The organism is Bradyrhizobium sp. CB1717 (genome assembly GCF_029714325.1).
Taxonomy (GTDB): domain Bacteria; phylum Pseudomonadota; class Alphaproteobacteria; order Rhizobiales; family Xanthobacteraceae; genus Bradyrhizobium.
The window spans coordinates 6,901,250-6,918,989 of record NZ_CP121666.1 but is presented as its reverse complement, the minus strand read 5'-3'; the positions used below and the strand labels follow the sequence as shown (position 1 = coordinate 6,918,989).

The window sequence follows — 17,740 nt, the reverse complement described above, 5'->3', positions numbered from 1 at the left end:
TCCCAATAAAACGGGAGGATGCGCATGTATACCCAGGCGCTGAACGCGGCCGAGACCGATGATCGCGGTCTGGAGGACGCAGGCAAAGCTGCGCAGTTCCAGGCCCGCGTCGATGCGGAGGAACGCATTGAGCCGAACGACTGGATGCCGGCGGCCTACCGCAAGACGCTCACCCGCCAGATCTCCCAGCACGCGCACTCCGAAATCGTCGGCATGCTGCCCGAGGGCAACTGGATCACGCGCGCGCCGACCTTGCGCCGCAAGGCGGCGCTGCTTGCCAAGGTGCAGGACGAGTGCGGTCACGGACTTTATCTCTACGCCGCGGCCGAGACGCTCGGCTCCTCGCGCGAGGAGCTGGTCGACGCCATGCTCGCGGGGAAAGCAAAGTATTCCTCAATCTTCAACTATCCGACGCTGACCTGGGCCGACATCGGCACGATCGGCTGGCTGGTCGACGGCGCCGCGATCATGAACCAGATCCCGCTGTGCCGCTGCTCCTACGGGCCTTATGCCCGCGCGATGATCCGCGTCTGCAAGGAGGAGTCGTTCCACCAGCGCCAGGGCTACGAGATCATGCTGACGCTGTGCCGCGGCTCGGACGAGCAGAAGGCGATGGCGCAAGATGCGCTGAACCGCTGGTGGTGGCCGGTGCTGATGATGTTCGGCCCGCCGGACGCGACGAGCCAGCACAGCGACGCCTCGACGAAATGGAAGATCAAGCGCTTCTCCAATGACGAGCTGCGCCAGAAGTTCGTCGATGCCACCGTGCCGCAGGCGCGATATCTCGGCCTCAGCATCCCCGATCCCGGCATGATGCAGGACGCCGACGGCCACTGGCGCTACAGCGAGATCGACTGGACCGAGTTCAAGCAGGTGCTCGCCGGCAACGGCCCCTGCAACCGCGACCGCATCGCCGCGCGCCGCAAGGCGCATGAGGAGGGCACCTGGGTGCGCGAGGCGGCAGCTAGCTATGCCGCCAAGCGCGCCCAGCGCCGGACCGCGCAAGCCGCCGAGTAGGGAGATCGATATGGCCACGCCGAACACGCCGCTGTGGGAAGTCTTCATTCGCAGCCGCAACGGGCTCGCGCACAAACATGTGGGATCGCTGCATGCGAGCGACGCGACGATGGCGCTGCAGGCAGCCCGCGACATCTACACCCGTCGCGGCGAAGGCCTGTCGATCTGGGTCGTGCCGTCCACCGCGATCACCGCGAGCGATCCCGCCGAGAAGGGCATGATGTTCGAGCCGGCGGAATCCAAGATCTACCGGCATCCGACGTTCTATGAAGTGCCGGAAGAAGTGGGGCATATGTGATGGCGGTCGCCAACATCCAGGTCTCGGAAACGCCGCTGGTGCTCTACGCGCTGCGCCGCGCCGACGATGCGCTGATCCTCGGTCACAGGTTGTCGGAATGGTGCGGTCACGCGCCGATGCTGGAAGAGGACATGGCGCTCTCCAACATCGCGCTCGACCTCATCGGCCAGGCGCGCGAGCTCTACACCTATGCCGCCAAGGCCGAAGGCAGGGACAACGACGAGGACAAGCTCGCTTATCTGCGCGATGTCAGGCAGTACCGCAATCTGCTCCTGGTCGAGCAGCCCAACGGCGACTTTGCCCAGACCCTGGTGCGGCAGTTCTTCTATTCCGCCTTCGCCGACCTCTACTGGCGCGCGATGATGACATCGCGCGATGCGACGCTGGCGGCAATTGCCGCCAAGTCGGAGAAGGAGAGCGCCTATCACCTGCGTCACGCCTCGGAATGGATCATCCGGCTCGGCGACGGTACCGCCGAGAGCCATCGACGGGCGCAGGCCGCGATCGATCATCTCTGGGCCTTCGCCGGCGAGATGTTTGCCGTCGACGACGGCGAGCGCGCCCTGATTCATGCCGGCGTTGCCATCGATCCCGGCACCTTGCGCGGCCGCTGGCTGACGACGCTCTCGGATGTCACCCGTGAAGCGACGCTCACGCTCCCGCAGAACGAGTGGATGCAGCAGGGCGGCCGCTCCGGTCGCCACAGCGAGCATCTTGGCCATCTCCTGTCGGAGCTGCAATCGATGCAGCGAACGTTTCCGGGGCTGACATGGTGACGGTGCTGGACCGCGACAGCGAGCTGCGCCGGCGCGCCTGGGATGCCGCCGCGAGCGTGGTCGATCCGGAAATCCCGGTGTTGAGCATTGCCGATCTCGGCGTGCTGCGTGATGTCGTTCTCGACGGCGGCCATGTCGAAGTCGCGATTACCCCGACCTATTCGGGCTGCCCGGCCATGAACATGATCGCGCTCGAAATCGAGCTCGCGCTGGAGCGCGCCGGTTTTCGTCATCCGAAGATCCGCACCGTGCTGTCACCGGCCTGGACCACGGACTGGATGAGCGAGGAGGGGCGCGAGAAGCTGCGCGCCTACGGCATCGCGCCGCCGCAGGCCTCGGGCTCGCGCCGCGCGCTGTTCGGCGAGCAGGCCGTCGTTTGCCCGCAATGCGGCTCGGACAAGACCGAGCTGCTGTCCGAATTCGGCTCGACGTCCTGCAAAGCGCTGTGGCGCTGCCAGACGTGCCGCGAACCCTTTGATTACTTCAAATGTCATTGAGGCCCACGATGCCAACCCCGTCGTCATTGCGAGGAGCTCTTGCGACGAAGCAATCCAGACTGCTTCCGCAGAAAGACTCTGGATTGCTTCGCTTCGCTCGCAATGACGACGGAGAGACCGAACGAGGGCACCTGTAATGTCCGCAGCCGCACCGCGCTTCCACCGTCTGGCCGTCAGCGACCTCCGCCGCGAGGCGTCCGACGCCGTCTCGATGACGTTCGCCATTCCCGGCGATCTCGCCGACGACTACGCGTTTGCGCCCGGCCAGTACCTGACGCTGCGCACGATGCTGGACGGCGAGGAGGTGCGCCGTTCCTATTCAATCTGCTCCGGCCCTGATGACGGCGAGATTCGCATCGCCGTGAAGAAGGTCGACGGCGGTGCGTTTTCGAGCTGGGTAGCCGAAGATCTCAAATGCGGCGACGAGCTCGACGTGATGACGCCGACCGGACGCTTCGGCGCGGTCCCGGCGGCAGATAGCGCGCGGATTCATGTCGGCTTCGCCGCGGGCTCCGGCATCACGCCGATCCTGTCGATCGTGAAGGGCATCCTCGCGCGCGAGCGGGACAGCCGTTTCTTCCTGTTCTACGGCAACCGCACGACCGACAACATCATGTTCCTCGAAGCACTCGAGGAGCTCAAGGATCGCTTCATCGATCGCCTCTCGATCTTCCACGTCATCTCGGGCGAGGAGCAGGACATTCCGATCCTGCATGGCCGGCTCGACGGCGAGAAGGTGAGGGTACTACTGCGCTCGCTGGTGCCAGCGGCAAACGTCGATCATGTTTTCATCTGCGGTCCCCTTGGCATGAGCGAGGAGATCGAGGCGACCTGCCGCGACCTCGGCATCGCCAACGACCGCATCCACGTCGAGCGCTTCGTCTCCGAATTTGGCGGCAAGCCGCGACCTAAGAAAGCGGTTGCGCCCGACGCACCGCCGAAGGCGATCGCATCGCTGATCATCGACGGCAAGCGCCGCGACGTGCCGGTCGCCGAGGACGAGGCGATCCTCGATGCCGCGCTACGTGCCGGCGTCGATCTGCCCTTCGCCTGCAAGGGCGGCATGTGCTCGACCTGCCGCGCCAAGCTGGTCGAGGGTGAGGCGCCGATGGACATCAACTATTCGCTGGAATCGTGGGAGCTGAAGGCCGGTTTTGTTCTCACCTGCCAGGCCAAGCCGTCCACGGAGCGCGTCGTCGTCGATTACGACCATGTTTGACAGTGTGGGCCAACCAGCAGAACATTGCGTGCAAACAGCCGGGAGAAGCGCGTGAACGTCAAAGCCGCCCTGTCGCCTGAGGATATCGCCCGCGCCTGTGCTCAGGCGATGTGGGCCGAGGACGATGCGTCCAAAGGTCTCGGCATGGAGATCGTCGAGATCGGCCCCGGTTATGCGACGCTCGCGATGACGGTGCGGCCGGACATGGTCAATGGCCAGCGCATCGCCCACGGCGGCTTCATCTTCACCCTTGCCGATTCCGCGTTCGCCTTTGCCTGCAACTCGCACAATGAGCGCGTCGTGGCGGCGCAGGGGCAGATCACCTTCATCAAGCCCGGCAGGCTCGGCGAGCGCCTCGTAGCGAAGGCGCGGGAGATCGCCCGCGGCGGCCGCTCGGGCATTTACGACGTGCGCGTAACCGCGGGCGATACCGTCATCGCCGAATTCCGCGGGCATTCGCGCGTCATTCCCGGCACGTGGCTGCCGGCGCAAGATCAATAAGACCAAATAAGAAAAAACAAACCAATGTGGGGAAACGAGCATGGCTCTGACGAGGCGCAAGGAAGGTGCCAGCAGCTATAGTGCCGAGATGGATGCGCATGAGCGCGCATCGCGCGACGAGCTCATGGCGCTGCAGACGCAGCGGCTGGCCTGGTCGCTGAAGCACGCCTACGACAACGTCGCGCATTACCGCAAGGCGTTCGACAAGGCCGGCGTGCATCCGTCCGATTTTCGCGAGCTCTCCGATCTCGCAAGATTTCCGTTCACGGTGAAGACGGACCTGCGCGACAACTATCCCTTCAACATGTTCGCCGTGCCGCGCGAGAAGCTGGTGCGGGTGCATGCCTCTTCCGGCACGACCGGTAAGCCGATCGTGGTGGGCTACACCCAACGTGACATCGACACCTGGTCCGAGGTGATGGCGCGCTCCATCCGCGCCGCCGGCGGCCGCACCGGCATGATCATCCACAATGCCTACGGCTACGGGCTCTTCACCGGCGGATTGGGGGTGCACTACGGCGCCGAAAAACTCGGCTGCACGGTGGTGCCGATCTCCGGCGGCATGACCGAGCGGCAGGTGCAGCTCATCAACGATTTCCGGCCCGACATCATCACGGTGACGCCGAGCTACATGCTGGCGATTCTCGACGAGTTCAAACGCCAGAAGCTGGATCCGCGCCAGTGTTCGCTCAAGGTTGGCATCTTCGGCGCCGAGCCCTGGACCAATGCGATGCGCGGCGAGATCGAGGACGCCTTCGACATGGATGCGACCGACATCTACGGCCTGTCCGAGGTGATCGGGCCGGGTGTCGCGCAGGAGTGCATCGAGACCAAGGACGGCCTGCACATCTGGGAGGATCATTTCTATCCCGAAGTGATCGATCCTCAGACGGGTGCGGTGCTGCCGGACGGCGAGAAGGGCGAGCTGGTCTTCACTTCGCTCACCAAGGAGGCCTTTCCGGTGATCCGCTATCGCACCCGCGACCTGACGCGGCTGCTGCCGGGCACGGCGCGGCCGGGCATGCGGCGGATGGAGAAGGTCACGGGCCGCTCGGACGACATGATCATCCTGCGCGGCGTCAATCTGTTCCCGACCCAGATCGAGGAGGTGCTGCTCGCCACCGACTGGTGCGGCGGCCATTTCATCCTCGAACTGACCCGCGAAGGCCGGATGGACGAACTGACCATCATTGCCGAGGCTCGGCCCGAGAGCTGGGACGGACGGGGTCTCGTCGACCATGCCGACCGGATCTCGGCTCACATCAAGAACACGATCGGGATCAGCTCGAGGGTGCAGGTGGTCGCGCCGGCCACGCTGGAGCGCTCGCTCGGCAAGGCCAAGCGGCTCTATGACAAGCGGCCCAAGGACTGACTTGACGGATTGACTCGACCGGCCCCAAAGGCGACAAGGCCCGCGAGAAATCGCGGGTCTTTTCATGTCGCCAGCCGATGCCAAAACCGTCGAAGCGCGCTGTGTGCGCCTCAACGCCAAAGCTGAAAACGCCGCGGCGCTTGCACCTGGCGTGGAGCGCCAGACGCTCACGCGCGGTCCGAACGATCTCCTGATCGAGGTGAAGGCCGCCGCCGTCAATCCCTCCGACGTCAAGGCCGCGACCGGGCTGATGGCCTATGCCGTGTTCCCCCGGACCCCCGGCCGCGACTACGCCGGCGTGGTGATCGACGGGCCCGCCGGCACAACGGGGCGCGAAGTGTTCGGCTCGTCCGGTGATCTCGGCATCCGACGCGACGGCACCCACGCAACCCATCTCGTCGTCGAGGCCGACGCGGTCGTGGAGAAGCCCAAGACGGTGTCCTGGGAAGAGGCCGCCGGCATCGGCGTGCCCTTCGTCACCGCGATGGAAGGCTTTCGCCGTGCCGGCGTGCCGAAGAGTGGCGAGACCGTCCTGGTGTTCGGCGTCAACGGCAAGGTCGGGCAGGCCGCAGTGCAGATCGCGACCTGGCAGGGGGTGCGCGTCATCGGCGTGGTGCGCAAGGCGGAAGCTTATGAAGGCCACGCCAACGCGCCCATCGAGGTGATCGACGCCTCCGCCGCCGACGTTGCCACGCGCGTGCGCGAATTGACCGGCGGCAAGGGCGCCGACATCGTCTTCAACACGGTCGGCGATCCCTATTTCCAGGCGGCGCACAAGTCGCTCGCCTTGCGCGGCCGCCAGATCCTGATCGCCGCGATTGACCGCATCGTGCAGTTCAACATCCTGGAATTCTACCGGGGCCAGCACACCTATGTCGGCATTGACACGCTCGGCCTGTCGTCTGCCGCGACGGGCGCGGTGCTGCGCGATCTCGGACCCGGCTTTGCGAGCGGCCATCTGAAGCCGTTTCCGATCAACGCGAATGCGATCTATCCGCTGGAGCGCGCCAAGGAGGCGTACGTCGCCGTCGCCGGCTCCTCGCGCGACAGGGTGATCCTGAAGCCGTAACACACCGTCATTGCGAGCGCAGCGAAGCAATCCAGAAATGCATCCGCGGAGACAGGCTGGACTGCTTCGCTGCGCTCGCAATGACGGAGAATGGTGAGAGGTCTGAGAACAACCGATGGAATCCACCCAGCTCGTCATCCTTGCCGGCCTCGTCATTGGCCTCGTCTACGGCGCCGTGGGCCTGCTCAGCGGCTTCTGCCTGATGAGCAGCATGCGCGGCTTTCTGGCGGACGGCGATGGGCGGCTGGGGCGGACCTACGCGCTGGCCATTGCGGTCGCGATTGCCGCGAGCCAGCTCCTCGCCGGCAGCGGCACCGTCGATCTCGGCAAGTCGATCTACTTGCAACAGACCTTCTCGGTGCCGGTGCTGTTCCTTGGCGGCCTGCTGTTTGGCTACGGCATGGTGCTGTCGAACGGCTGCGGCTCGCGCGCCCTGGTGCTGCTGGGGCGCGGCAATCTCCGCTCCTTCGTCGTGGTGATTGTGCTGGCGATTGCTGCGCAGATGACGCTCAAGGGCCTGATCGCACCGGCGCGTATCGCGCTGGTCCAGGCCTCGCAAACCACGGTCAACGCGAATTCGCTGCCGTCCGTGCTGGCGATGTTCGGTCTGACGGAAGCACTTTCACGCTCGCTTGCCGCTGCGACGATTGTCGTTGCGCTGATCCTGTTCGCTTTCGCGCATCCGGCGTTCCGCCGCTCGCCCGGCCAGATCGTAGCCGGCATCATCGTGGGCCTCCTCGTCGCCGGCGGCTGGCTGGTCACCGGCTATCTCGGCGCCGACGACTTCAATCCGATTCCCGTGACCTCGCTCACCTTCATCGCGCCGATCGCGGATGCCCTGCAATACGCCATGCTTTCGACCGGCCTGACGCTGAATTTTGGCATCGCGACGGTGGCCGGCGTCTTCGCCGGGAGTCTGGTGACGGCGCTCGCGACCGGCCGCTTCAAGCTCGAAGGCTATTCATCGCCACGCCACATGCTGCGCTCAGGCGCCGGTGCTGCGCTGATGGGGATCGGCGGCGTGATGGCGTTCGGCTGCTCGATCGGGCAGGGGCTCACGGGCGTTTCGACCCTCGCGCTGGGGTCGTTCATCGCGGTCGCGGGCATCCTGCTCGGCACAGCGGCTGGTCTGCGGGGCGTTCTGCGGGTTCAGCCGCTCGCTGTGGCCTGACTTCGCAGTATCCGGTCGCCCAGCGTTGCAAGGCCGATGCCGGTGACGATCAGTCCGGCCGCAACAGCGAGACTCATATCGATGGGCTCGCCGAGCAGGATCGCGGCGCTGGCGATGCCGACGAGCGGCGTTCCCGTGGTGCCCAGCGCCGTGGTCAGGGCCGAGATGCTCTTGTTGACCATCGACATCGCCCAATAGGCCAGCGCGGTCCCGATCAGACCGGAATACAGGAACAGCAGCACGAGCCTCCACGACCATTCCGCATGCGGCAGGCCGTCCGTGACCACCGCCGACGCTGTCAGCACGATCGTCGCCACGAGCACCTGCCAGATCAGCAACTGGAGCGGCGAGGCGATCCACCGATGCGCGCGGATATAGATGATGTTGGCGGCCCAGGAGATCGCGGCCAGGATGACCATGCCGGCGCCGAGCACGACGTTCGCATTGGTCCAGTCGATGGACGCGGGGTTCAGGATCACGGCAAGGCCGATCAGCCCGAGCAGGGCGCCGGCGAGCCTTGGCGCGGTCAGCGTATCCTTCCCCAGCAGGGGCGCGGCGATTGCGACCCAGAGCGGCGTGGTGTAGCCGAGCACGATGGCCTTGCTCGCAGGCAGGAAGCGCACCCCGGCCGCGACCAGGACCGAAAATATCGTCATGTGCAGCAGCGCCACGCTCAGGACCACGGGAATGTCGCGCCGCTCCGGAATCATCAGATTGTTGCTCAGTCCGAGGATCACGAACAATCCGGCCAACGCGATCCAGCTCCGGATCGCTGAAGTCCACAACGGTGGAAGGAACTGGACGAGCTGCTTCGTCACCGACCAGTTCACGCCCCAGGCCAGCACGACGATGAGGAACAGGCCGATGGCGGCGCGAGGGGACAGGGAATTCATCTCGGTGGCCCTTGAAGCAGTCCAGTGCGGCGGATAGCATCCCGGCTGGCGCCAGAAAAAGTGCCAGATTGGAGAAGAATAAGGTGCCAGTTGCCGAAGGCATGATCGCGGGCCTGATCGACCTGAGGCGGGCCGACGAGGAGGGATTGGCGAGGCAGCTGACGGGGCAGCTCCGAAGCCTGATTGCGAGCGGTCGCCTCGGCAGGGGCCGTGCGCTGCCGTCGAGCCGCCGGCTCGCGAGCGATCTCGGCGTGTCCCGCAACACCGTCACCTACGCGTTCGAGCAGCTCGCCGCGGAGGGGTATTTGGCAGCGTCGCACGGGCGGCGCCCGGTCGTGACCGTCGACGGCGCCGAGCGGATCGATGCAGCAGGGGCATCTGCATTGCGTCCGCGCTCCGGTAAGCCGCGGCTCTCGCCCTGGGCCTCAAAGCTCGGGCAGACGGACTGGCCGATGTCTTATCTGGCGCCGTTAAAGCCGTTGCGTCCGGGGCATGGCGATGCAAGGGAGTTTCCGAACGACATCTGGGGACGCTGCCTGCGCCGCAGTGCCATAGGAGCAGCCAGGCGCGAGCTCGGACCGGTGAACCGGCCGCGCCTGCGCGAGGCGCTGGCGCATTACCTCGCGACCAACCGAGGCGTTCGCGCCACGGCTGGCCAGATCCTGATCCTGCCGAGCGCGCAGGCGGCGCTCATGTTGATCGCGGCTGTCGTCATCACGCCCGGCGATGAGGTCTGGGTCGAGGATCCCGGCTATCCCGGTGCCGCGGCGGCCTTCCGTGCGTCTGGCGCGCGCGTGACCGGCATCAGGCTGGACGAGCAGGGCATGCAGCGGATGCCGGAGCACGCAGCGCCAACACTGATCTTCATGACGCCGTCGCACCAGCATCCGACCGGGCGCCTGATGTCGCTGGCCCGTCGCACCGAGTTTCTCAGGGCAAGCAGGCCCGGCAGGACCTGGATCGTGGAGGACGACTACGACGGCGAATTCCATTACGACAGCCGGCCGGTGCCGGCGTTGCAGGGCCTCGATGCACACGGCCGCGTGTTCTATGTCGGCACCTTCTCGAAGGCGATGACATCGGACATCCGGCTCGGCTATCTCGTCGTGCCGCCGGCACTGGTCAGTACGCTGGAGATCGCGCAGCGACATATCGGGCTGATCGCGTCCAGCCACATCCAGGAGGCGTTGGCCGAGTTCATCGCCGACGGGCATTTCCTCGCGCATCTGCGCCGGATGCGCCGGCTCTATCACGCGCGCCGCGATCATCTCGTCGCGGGGCTGGAGCGCCATCTCGGCGATGTGCTCACGGTCGAGGTGCCCTCGGGCGGCATCCAGCTCGTGGCGCGTCTCAAACGCGGTCGTGCCGATCAGGCAGCAGTCAAACGGCTGGTCGAGGCGGGCGTTGTCACGCGAGCCATATCCAGCCTGGCGCTCGGCAAGCCGCGCGATCACGGCCTGCTGCTCGGCTTTGCGGCGTGGCGCGAGAACGAGATCAGCGCGGCGGTGCGGACGATGGCGTCGTGCTTCTAGCGCGCCGCTTCACTCCACGGCCTTCGTCACGATGCGGATCTCCGACGTCAGCGTGCGATGCACCGGGCACTTGTCGGCGATCTCCATCAGCTTCTTGCGCTGCTCGGCATCGAGCGCGCCGTCGATCGCGATGTCGCGCTCGATCTGGTCGAGCATGCCCTCACGGGTCTCGCACTCCGCGCAATCCCTGGCGTAGATCTTCGAGTGTTTCAGCGTGACCGTGACGCGGTCGAGCGGCAGCGACTTGCGATCGGCATAGAGGCGCATGGTCATGGAGGTGCAGGCCCCGAGGCCTGCAAGCAGGAAGTCATAGGGGCCGGGGCCGGCATCCTCGCCGCCGGCCGCCTTCGGCTCGTCCGCCACCAGATGATGCGGGCCAACGGTGATAAGCTGGTTGAACTTGCTCTTGCGGGTCTCCTGCACCACGACCTTCCGCGGTTCCTCGGGGAGATCCATCGCTTTTGCGGGTTTTGCGGTGTCGATGTAGCGGCTCGCCCAGGCCACGATCACGTCAGCCGCATAGAGCGCGTCGGCTGGCCTGGTCAGGAGATGATCGGCGTGGTCGAGCGAGACGAAGCTCTTGGGGTGCTTGGCCGCAACGAAAATCTTCGTCGCGTTGTCGATGCCGACGGTGTCGTCAACGGGCGAATGCATCACCAGCAGCGCCTTGTGCAGGCCCGTGACATCCTTCATCAGCTCGTGCTCGACGATGTCGTCGAGGAATTCGCGCTTGATCCGGAACGGACGTCCGGCGAGCGAGACTTCGACCTCGCCCTGCGTGCGAATGTTGTCGATGTGCTCTTTGAACAAGCCGGTGACGTGGGCGGGATCGGAGGGCGCCGCGATGGTGACGACCGCTCTTGCCTCGGGAATCTTTCCGGCAGCGGCAAGGATAGCGGCGCCACCGAGGCTGTGACCGATCAGGAGCGACGGTGCCTTGCGGACGCTGCGCAGGTGATCGGCGGCACGCACGAGATCGGCGACGTTGGAGGAAAAGGTCGAATTGGCGAAATCACCCTCGCTGGAGCCGAGCCCGGTGAAATCGAAACGCAGCACGGCGATGCCCTTGGCCGCGAGGGCGACCGAGATGCGCTTGGCCGCCAGCGTGTCCTTGCCGCAAGTGAAGCAGTGCGCGAACAGCGCGTAGGCGGCGGGCTCGCCGTCGGGCAGCTCAAGCGCGGCAGCAAGCTGATGGCCGCCTTCGCTGGTGAACTGAAAGCGTTCCGTAGGCATGGGCTTCCCCCGTTGTTGTTCGAACCTAATCGCCTGAATAGCGCTGCTCGGCCCAGGGATCGCCGCGGTTATGATAGCCGCGGACTTCCCAGAAGCCCGGCGCGTCCTCGGTCACAAATTCGATGGCCTGGAGCCATTTCGCGCTCTTCCAGAAATAGAGATGCGGCACCACCAGCCGCACCGGGCCGCCATGCTCCTCCGTCAGCGGCTGGCCGGACCAGCTATGGGCGAGCAGCGCATCCTCGGCGGCGAAGTCCTCCAGCGCGAGGTTGGTGGTGTAGCCGTCGTAGGAGTGTAGCACGACGAAGCGGGCATCCTCGCGCGGACGGCAGACGGCGAGCAGCTCGCGCGTGGCGAGGCCTTCCCAAAGGTTGTCGTAGCGCGACCAGGTCGTCACGCAGTGGATGTCGGAGGTGAACTGGACCTGCTTCTGCGCGGTGAACTCGGGATAAGTCCAGAAGACGGGATTTTCGACCGCGCCGTAGACGTCGAGCCGCCAGCGCTCGCGCGACACCGGCGGCATGACCCCGAGATCGAGCACCGGCCAGTCCTTGGTCAGGTGCTGGCCGGGCGGCAGGCGCTGGTCTTCCGGCCGCGTGACCTTGCCGGTGAGGAAACGGCCCTCGCGCGCCCATTTCTCCTTGGTGCGCGTCAGCTTGCTGTCGGGCGGCTCGTTGTCGTCGGCCATGGGTTACTCGTGGCGGTGCATTGCGGAAGCGTGCTTGGTATCGCGCATGGTGGAATAGATGATCAGCGACAGGCAGATGATGCCGGCGAGATAGTAGTAGAACCAGTCCTCATGCCCGATGCTCTTGAAGTAGAGCGCGATCGCCGGCGCGGTGCCGCCGAAGATCGAGACCGTGATGGCGTAGGGCAGGCCGACGCCGAGCGCGCGGACATTGGTCGGGAATAGCTCGGCCTTCACCACGGCGTTGATCGAGGTGTAGCCGGCGACGAACAGCCAGGCGCAGCAGATCAGGATGAAGGCCATGAAGGGCGACTTGGTCTCCTTCAGAGTCATCAGCAGCGGAACGGTCGCGAGGGTGCCGGCGACACCGAAAAAGATCAGCAGCGGCTTGCGGCCGATCCTATCGGAGATGGCGCCGTAGATCGGTTGCAGGATGGTGGCGAAGATCAGCGTGCCGAAGATCACGAAGGTGGTTTGATCCTCGGTCAGCCCGACCGAGAGCTTGACGAAGGTCTGCATGTAGGTGGTGAAGGTGTAGAACGCCGCGGTGCCGCCGGCGGTGAGGCCGACCACCAGAAGCAGCTCGCGCGGATAGCGCAGCAGATTGGTGATCGAGCCGGTCGGCTTCACCACCTTCTTGGCTTCCTCAAAGGCCTCGGTCTCGTGCAAGCCGCGCCGCATGACTGCCGCAAAGATCGCGAGCGCCGCGCCGATCGCGAAGGGGATGCGCCAGCCCCAGGCCTTCAGCTCTTCCGGCGTCAGGAAGACCTTCTGCAGGAGCAGCAGCACAATGATCGCGGTGAGCTGGCCGCCGATCAGCGTGACGTACTGGAAGCTGGAATAGAAGCCGCGATGCCTGGGATCGGCAACTTCACTCAAGTAGGTGGCGCTGGCGCCGTATTCGCCGCCAAGACTTAAGCCCTCGATCACGCGCGCGACCGCCAGGATGGCCGGGGCGGCAAGACCGATCGAGGCATAGGTCGGCGTCACCGCGATGATCAGCGAGCCGAAGCACATGAAGACGACGGAGAGCGTCAGCGAGATCCGGCGCCCGAAATGATCGGCGAGATAGCCGAAGAACCAGCCACCCAGGGGGCGCATCAGGAAAGTCGCCGCGAACACGACGGCGACGTTCAGTTGCTGGACGACGGGATCGTTGCCGGGAAAGAAGGCGGGGGCGAAATAAAGCGCGAACGCGGTGTAGGCGTAGAAGTCATACCATTCGACGAGATTGCCGATCGAGCCGATGAAGATCGCCTTGATGCGGCGTTCAGCGTCGGCAATGTCGAAGTGCTCGGAGGCCGGCTTGATTGCTTGGTCTGTCATCGCCGGCCTCCCAGGACATTTGCCGTCTCGAGGCTACATGGCCTTTCCAAGCAGAAATGGCAACTGGCGGGGGCCGCGCACGGTCCCTTGCGACCAGGTCACGGTGCCCGCCGGGTCGAGCCGGAAGTCCGGGATTCGCTTCAACCATTCCTCAATTGCGACCTGCATCTCCATGCGCGCAAGGTTGGAACCGACGCAGCGATGGATGCCGAGGCCGAAGGCGGCGTGGCGGTTCTCCCGGCGGTCGATCACGACTTTGTCAGCATCGGGAAACATCTTTGGGTCGCGGTTGGCGGCCGGGAAGGACAGCAGCACCATGTTGCCCGCCTTGACCGGGCAGCCCGAGATCGTGGTTTCCTTGACCACCTCGCGGGCCATGGTCACCGGCGAATAGGCGCGCAGTAGCTCCTCCACGGCGGTCGGGATCAGGGCGGGCTCTGCGATCAATCGCTCGCGGTCGGCCGGTGTCCGGGCGAGATGCCACAGCGAGGAGCCGATCGCGCTCCAGGTGGTGTCGATGCCGGCGATCAAAAGCAGGCGCAGCGAGCCCAGCACGTGCGAATCCTCGAGCGGGTTGCCCTCCTTGTCCTTGGCGTTCATCAGATAGGAGATGAGATCGTCGGTCGGCCTCGATCTGCGCTCCTCGATATGCGTCCTGAAATAGTCGCTCATCTCGTGCACGGCCTGGAGCAACATATTTTCGTCCTTGATGCCGAGCTCGAGGATCATGTGGATCCAGTCGACGAAAAGGTCGCTGTCGCTCTCGGGAATGCCGAGCATATGCGCGATGGCCCGAACCGGGATGTACTTGCTGTAGCGCGCGGCAGCATCAACCTTGCCGTCGGCGACGAAGCCGTCGATCAGCTCGTTACAGATCGCGCGAACCCGCGGCTCGAGCTTCTTCATCGCATCCGGCGTGAACGGCGGCAGCAGCAACTGCTTGGCCGGCTTGTGCACGGGCGGATCGGACGTGATCGGAGGGGCGGCGTTCCTGGAAATTTCCGGCCGCACGTCGCGGACAATGATCCGGCGCGAGGAGAAATGCTCGGTGTCGTTGGCGATCTCGCGCACCGCCTCGTAAGTCGTCGGCATGTAACAGCCGAGGAAGCGTTCGGTGTGCACGACCGGGCTTGCGGCGCGCAGCTCATCCCAGATCGGGAACGGATCGTCCGTCCATTGCGGGTCGGTGTGGTCGAAATCGTTGACCCAGTTGGTGACGGGAGGATGGGCGACGGGCTGGCTGACGTCGGACATGTCGGGGGGATCCTCGGGCTGGTGGTCGCTGGAAACACGCGCACGCGGGCGCACGGGACGCGCGCGCTACTCCTCGATCACATCGATTGCGATTTCCGGGCAGTTGGATTTGGCAAGCCACGCCTTGTCTTCGAGTCCCGGCGGGACGGTACCATCGCCGGCTTCATGCGCGTTGCCGTATTCGTCGAGCTCGAACAGCTCCGGCGCCAGCGCCTTGCAGCGGGCGTGGCCCTGGCATTTGTCGGGATCGACGTGAACCCTCAGTCGCTCTGTCATGGCGGCTTCCTCGGTCGTTCGCGAGCACGAAGGGCGGCCCGCGTTTCCTCATGTCAATTCTATCGGCGGCATTTGCCGCTCGCTTTAAGTTATATGCTATTACATTCGCGGCGGGCTTCCCCTGTCAAGCGCAAACTTATAGGCTTCGCCGCAACATGCGTTCACAACTCGCTCGCAAGTCCGAGAACACCTACCACCATGGCGATCTCCGCGACGCCCTGATCAAGGCCGCGTTGCGCGAGGCGGAGCAGGGTGGGGCGGAAGCGATCAGCATCAAGGCGCTGGCGAAACAGCTTGGCGTCTCACAGCCGGCGCCGTACAGGCATTTTGCCGACCGCGAGGCCTTGCTTGCGGCGGTGACGACAGAAGCATTCCGGCAGCTCAGTGCAACCTTTCGGGCGGCGATGGCGAAGCCGTCAAAGCAGTCGAAGCTGTCGCTGCTGGCGCAGGCAATGCTCGACTTCGGATTGCGCCGCAACGGCATCTATCGCCTGATGTTTGCGTCCCGCACAGTGTCCTGCGCCGCCAAGGGCGGCGAGCTGCATGAAGCCACGCGCGAGACGTTTGCGCTTGTCATCGAGGCCCTGGAAGTGCCTGCCGTCGGCTATTTGCGCGAGCGGCAGGCCCTCAAGATCTGGGCGGCGCTGCATGGTGTAGTGATGTTGGCCGAGCAGGGGCTCTTCACCGGCGAAGCCGCGCACGCCACGCGCGAGGAGCTGGTCGAGGATTTCGTCAACGAGACGAAGGCCGCGTTGACGGCTGCGATCAAGGATGCGCGGCGGCGGAAAAAGGCCGGCGTTTAGGCCTTCGCCTGCAGCAGTTTCATCAGCTTGTCGACAGCACTATCGGGAGTGGTCACGACGGGGCGGCCAGTGGCCTCCGCGACCAGCGGCGCCGTCGCTGCGATGCTGAACTGCGCCAGAGCGATGACGTCGCAATCGCGTAAGTCGCGCGAGGCCTCCGCGATCAGCCGGTCATGTGTGGCGCGGTCGCCGCGGTCGAGCGCCGCCAGCGCGCCCTCGGCGAGTTTCGGCACGACCTGGACCGAGGCGGGGAATTCCGGCGGCATCGAGACCAACGTTGGCGGGAAGGTCGAGAGCAGGCCGATTCGCTGGCCCATCGTCACCGCGCGCTCGATCATCGCTTCGTTTGGCTTCAAGACCGACATCGGCGCATGCGCCCGTGCGACGGCCTCGATGCAAGGACCGAACGCCGAGCAGGTGAACAGGATCGCGTTGGCCCCCGTCGCCGCCGCGTAGTCGCCGAGCGCGAGAAAACGCTCGGTCATGGCATCGTTGAGCTGGCCGTCGCGCGCGAGATCCGCAGACAGGCTATCGTCGAGCAGGTTCATCAGCCGCGCCTCGGGCCACGCCCTCGCGAATGCCGCCTCGATCGGGGCGATGGAGTGCTTGAGGGCGTGGATGAGTGCGATGCGAGGGGGCGTCGTCATTGAACGTGACTACCTGGTAGGTCTCGTGCCCCGGACGCAGCGCAATGCGCAGTATTGCGCTGCAGAGCCGGGGCCTATTGTGGCCGTTGGGTCCCGGCTGCGCCGCAGCGCTGCACGCTGCAGCGCGTCCGGGACACGCCGTCCTTTACTTGAACGGCACCGCGTACATCAAGCCGCCCTTGCTCCAGAGGCCGTTGAGGCCGCGATCGAGCTTGAGCGGGCTCGCCTTGCCGACATTGCGCTCGTAGATCTCGCCGTAATTGCCGGTGGCCTTGATCGCGGTGACCAGCCATTTGTTGTCGAGCCCAAGTCGCGAGCCGAGATCGCCCGAAGCACCCAGCAGGCGCTGGATCGCCGGCGTCTGCGACTTCGTCATCTCCTCGACATTGGCTTGCGTGACGCCAAGCTCCTCGGCCTCGATCAGGCCGTAATGCAGCCAGGTGATGATGTCGCTCCAGACCTCGTCGCCGTTGCGGGTGAAGGGACCGAGCGGCTCCTTGCTGATGGTCTGCGGCAGCACGACGTAGTCGGCCGGATTCGGTGCCGCAGTGGTCACCGCGCCGGCGAGCGCGGAGGCGTCCTGGGTCATGGCATCGCAGCGGCCGCCGAAGAAGGTCTGGTACATGGTGTCGACGCGGTCGAACACCAGCGGCTTCCAGTCAATGCCGTTGGCGCGGCCGTAATCGCCGAGCGTGACCTCGTGCGTGGTGCCCTGCGCGACGCAGACCGTGGCGCCCTTGAGGTCCTTCAGCTCCTTCACGCCGAGGTCCTTCTTCACCACAAAGCCCTGGCCGTCGTAGAAGTTGATCGGGCCCTGGCGCAGGCCCAGCGTCACGCCGCGCAAATAGGTCTGCGTCGAGTTGCGGTAGAGCACGTCGATCTCGCCCGATTGCAGCGCGGTGAAGCGGTTTTGCGCCGTCAGCGAGACGTAACGTACCTTGCTGGCATCGCCGAGCACGCCGGCGGCGAGCGCGCGGCAATAGTCGACGTCGAGGCCCTTGTAATTGCCTTGCGAGTCCGGCGCGGAGAAGCCGGCAAACCCGGCGCTGACGCCGCACACCAGCGTGCCGCGGCTCTTCACCGTGTCGAGCGTCGCCGCGTGCGCAACAACCGTCGATGCCGCGAGCACGCCCGCTGCGATAACCACGTTCCTCATACTACTCTCCCC

19 protein-coding genes are annotated in these 17,740 nt (G+C 65.4%); 11 read left to right on the top strand and 8 right to left on the bottom strand.

The window, feature by feature from the left end; genetic code table 11:
• The first annotated feature begins 24 nt into the window (after nt 1-24).
• The 9 genes from paaA (at nt 25) to QA649_RS32295 (ending at nt 7,920) form a co-directional block, all read left to right on the top strand.
• Nucleotides 25-1,017: a 1,2-phenylacetyl-CoA epoxidase subunit PaaA gene (gene paaA, locus QA649_RS32335; RefSeq protein WP_283020758.1), complete on the top strand. Its 993-nt coding sequence runs from the start codon at nt 25-27 to the stop codon at nt 1,015-1,017.
• A 10-nt stretch (nt 1,018-1,027) separates the two neighbouring features.
• A complete protein-coding gene (paaB, locus tag QA649_RS32330; protein ID WP_008136594.1) occupies nt 1,028-1,315 on the top strand; it encodes a 1,2-phenylacetyl-CoA epoxidase subunit PaaB in 288 nt (95 codons plus the stop codon).
• Nucleotides 1,315-2,091, top strand: coding sequence for a 1,2-phenylacetyl-CoA epoxidase subunit PaaC (paaC, locus tag QA649_RS32325; RefSeq protein WP_283020757.1), 777 nt, complete (start codon nt 1,315-1,317; stop codon nt 2,089-2,091). The genes paaB and paaC overlap by 1 nt, the downstream gene beginning before the upstream one ends.
• Nucleotides 2,085-2,588, top strand: a complete 504-nt coding sequence (gene paaD, locus QA649_RS32320; RefSeq protein ID WP_283020756.1) for a 1,2-phenylacetyl-CoA epoxidase subunit PaaD — start codon at nt 2,085-2,087, stop codon at nt 2,586-2,588. Before paaC ends, paaD begins: the two co-directional genes overlap by 7 nt.
• 136 nt (nt 2,589-2,724) lie before the next feature.
• The gene (gene paaE / locus QA649_RS32315) at nt 2,725-3,807 is read left to right on the top strand and encodes a 1,2-phenylacetyl-CoA epoxidase subunit PaaE (RefSeq protein ID WP_283020755.1); all 1,083 of its coding nucleotides are present in this window, start codon (nt 2,725-2,727) and stop codon (nt 3,805-3,807) included.
• Nucleotides 3,808-3,858: 51 nt separating this feature from the next.
• Nucleotides 3,859-4,308: a hydroxyphenylacetyl-CoA thioesterase PaaI gene (gene paaI, locus QA649_RS32310; protein WP_283020754.1), complete on the top strand. Its 450-nt coding sequence runs from the start codon at nt 3,859-3,861 to the stop codon at nt 4,306-4,308.
• Between the two features lie 40 nt (nt 4,309-4,348).
• Nucleotides 4,349-5,680 (top strand): phenylacetate--CoA ligase PaaK, encoded by a 1,332-nt coding sequence (gene paaK, locus QA649_RS32305; RefSeq protein WP_283020753.1) that lies wholly within the window; start codon nt 4,349-4,351, stop codon nt 5,678-5,680.
• A gap of 64 nt (nt 5,681-5,744) precedes the next feature.
• A complete protein-coding gene (locus QA649_RS32300) occupies nt 5,745-6,749 on the top strand; it encodes a zinc-binding alcohol dehydrogenase family protein (protein WP_283020752.1) in 1,005 nt (334 codons plus the stop codon).
• 115 nt (nt 6,750-6,864) lie between these two features.
• Nucleotides 6,865-7,920 (top strand): YeeE/YedE family protein, encoded by a 1,056-nt coding sequence (locus QA649_RS32295; protein ID WP_283020751.1) that lies wholly within the window; start codon nt 6,865-6,867, stop codon nt 7,918-7,920.
• On the opposite strand, the gene QA649_RS32290 is transcribed toward QA649_RS32295, so the two are convergent.
• Complete coding sequence (locus QA649_RS32290) at nt 7,899-8,813, bottom strand: DMT family transporter (RefSeq protein ID WP_283020750.1); 915 nt, start codon at nt 8,811-8,813, stop codon at nt 7,899-7,901. The genes QA649_RS32295 and QA649_RS32290 overlap by 22 nt on opposite strands.
• Nucleotides 8,814-8,914: 101 nt before the next feature.
• Here QA649_RS32290 and QA649_RS32285 point away from each other — a divergent pair, with 101 nt between their 5' ends.
• Complete coding sequence (locus QA649_RS32285; protein ID WP_283026149.1) at nt 8,915-10,345, top strand: PLP-dependent aminotransferase family protein; 1,431 nt, start codon at nt 8,915-8,917, stop codon at nt 10,343-10,345.
• Nucleotides 10,346-10,354: 9 nt separating this feature from the next.
• Here the strand turns inward: QA649_RS32285 and QA649_RS32280 are convergent, their stop codons facing one another.
• The 5 genes from QA649_RS32280 to QA649_RS32260 form a co-directional block, all read right to left on the bottom strand.
• Nucleotides 10,355-11,578 (bottom strand): bifunctional alpha/beta hydrolase/OsmC family protein, encoded by a 1,224-nt coding sequence (locus tag QA649_RS32280; RefSeq protein ID WP_283020749.1) that lies wholly within the window; start codon nt 11,576-11,578, stop codon nt 10,355-10,357.
• 25 nt (nt 11,579-11,603) lie between these two features.
• A complete protein-coding gene (locus QA649_RS32275; protein ID WP_283020748.1) occupies nt 11,604-12,266 on the bottom strand; it encodes a sulfite oxidase-like oxidoreductase in 663 nt (220 codons plus the stop codon).
• Between the two features lie 3 nt (nt 12,267-12,269).
• Nucleotides 12,270-13,592, bottom strand: coding sequence for an MFS transporter (locus QA649_RS32270; protein ID WP_018648110.1), 1,323 nt, complete (start codon nt 13,590-13,592; stop codon nt 12,270-12,272).
• A 33-nt stretch (nt 13,593-13,625) separates the two neighbouring features.
• Nucleotides 13,626-14,846, bottom strand: a complete 1,221-nt coding sequence (locus QA649_RS32265; RefSeq protein ID WP_283020747.1) for a cytochrome P450 — start codon at nt 14,844-14,846, stop codon at nt 13,626-13,628.
• Between the two features lie 66 nt (nt 14,847-14,912).
• A complete protein-coding gene (locus QA649_RS32260; RefSeq protein ID WP_007607931.1) occupies nt 14,913-15,122 on the bottom strand; it encodes a ferredoxin in 210 nt (69 codons plus the stop codon).
• A 155-nt stretch (nt 15,123-15,277) separates the two neighbouring features.
• On the opposite strand from QA649_RS32260, the gene QA649_RS32255 reads away from it, so the two are divergent.
• Nucleotides 15,278-15,925, top strand: a complete 648-nt coding sequence (locus QA649_RS32255) for a TetR/AcrR family transcriptional regulator (RefSeq protein ID WP_283020745.1) — start codon at nt 15,278-15,280, stop codon at nt 15,923-15,925.
• Here QA649_RS32255 and QA649_RS32250 read toward each other — a convergent pair.
• Complete coding sequence (locus QA649_RS32250) at nt 15,922-16,572, bottom strand: aspartate/glutamate racemase family protein (RefSeq protein ID WP_283020744.1); 651 nt, start codon at nt 16,570-16,572, stop codon at nt 15,922-15,924. The genes QA649_RS32255 and QA649_RS32250 overlap by 4 nt on opposite strands.
• Before the next feature lie 145 nt (nt 16,573-16,717).
• Nucleotides 16,718-17,728 carry an amino acid ABC transporter substrate-binding protein gene (locus QA649_RS32245; RefSeq protein ID WP_283020743.1) on the bottom strand — a complete coding sequence of 337 codons (1,011 nt, stop codon included), beginning with the start codon at nt 17,726-17,728 and terminating at the stop codon, nt 16,718-16,720.
• Between the last annotated feature and the right edge of the window lie 12 nt (nt 17,729-17,740).

What these genes read in the sequence shown, in the direction of transcription:
- QA649_RS32255 (WP_283020745.1), top strand. Translation starts at nt 15,278, where the DNA reads ATGCGTTCACAACTCGCTCGCAAGTCCGAGAACACCTACCACCATGGC.
- QA649_RS32295 (WP_283020751.1), top strand. Translation starts at nt 6,865, where the DNA reads ATGGAATCCACCCAGCTCGTCATCCTTGCCGGCCTCGTCATTGGCCTC.
- QA649_RS32280 (WP_283020749.1), bottom strand. Translation starts at nt 11,578, where the DNA reads ATGCCTACGGAACGCTTTCAGTTCACCAGCGAAGGCGGCCATCAGCTT.
- QA649_RS32260 (WP_007607931.1), bottom strand. Translation starts at nt 15,122, where the DNA reads ATGACAGAGCGACTGAGGGTTCACGTCGATCCCGACAAATGCCAGGGC.
- paaE (WP_283020755.1), top strand. Translation starts at nt 2,725, where the DNA reads ATGTCCGCAGCCGCACCGCGCTTCCACCGTCTGGCCGTCAGCGACCTC.
- paaD (WP_283020756.1), top strand. Translation starts at nt 2,085, where the DNA reads ATGGTGACGGTGCTGGACCGCGACAGCGAGCTGCGCCGGCGCGCCTGG.
- paaC (WP_283020757.1), top strand. Translation starts at nt 1,315, where the DNA reads ATGGCGGTCGCCAACATCCAGGTCTCGGAAACGCCGCTGGTGCTCTAC.
- paaA (WP_283020758.1), top strand. Translation starts at nt 25, where the DNA reads ATGTATACCCAGGCGCTGAACGCGGCCGAGACCGATGATCGCGGTCTG.
- QA649_RS32250 (WP_283020744.1), bottom strand. Translation starts at nt 16,572, where the DNA reads ATGACGACGCCCCCTCGCATCGCACTCATCCACGCCCTCAAGCACTCC.
- QA649_RS32300 (WP_283020752.1), top strand. Translation starts at nt 5,745, where the DNA reads ATGTCGCCAGCCGATGCCAAAACCGTCGAAGCGCGCTGTGTGCGCCTC.
- QA649_RS32245 (WP_283020743.1), bottom strand. Translation starts at nt 17,728, where the DNA reads ATGAGGAACGTGGTTATCGCAGCGGGCGTGCTCGCGGCATCGACGGTT.
- QA649_RS32265 (WP_283020747.1), bottom strand. Translation starts at nt 14,846, where the DNA reads ATGTCCGACGTCAGCCAGCCCGTCGCCCATCCTCCCGTCACCAACTGG.
- paaK (WP_283020753.1), top strand. Translation starts at nt 4,349, where the DNA reads ATGGCTCTGACGAGGCGCAAGGAAGGTGCCAGCAGCTATAGTGCCGAG.
- paaB (WP_008136594.1), top strand. Translation starts at nt 1,028, where the DNA reads ATGGCCACGCCGAACACGCCGCTGTGGGAAGTCTTCATTCGCAGCCGC.
- QA649_RS32270 (WP_018648110.1), bottom strand. Translation starts at nt 13,592, where the DNA reads ATGACAGACCAAGCAATCAAGCCGGCCTCCGAGCACTTCGACATTGCC.
- QA649_RS32290 (WP_283020750.1), bottom strand. Translation starts at nt 8,813, where the DNA reads ATGAATTCCCTGTCCCCTCGCGCCGCCATCGGCCTGTTCCTCATCGTC.
- QA649_RS32275 (WP_283020748.1), bottom strand. Translation starts at nt 12,266, where the DNA reads ATGGCCGACGACAACGAGCCGCCCGACAGCAAGCTGACGCGCACCAAG.
- QA649_RS32285 (WP_283026149.1), top strand. Translation starts at nt 8,915, where the DNA reads ATGATCGCGGGCCTGATCGACCTGAGGCGGGCCGACGAGGAGGGATTG.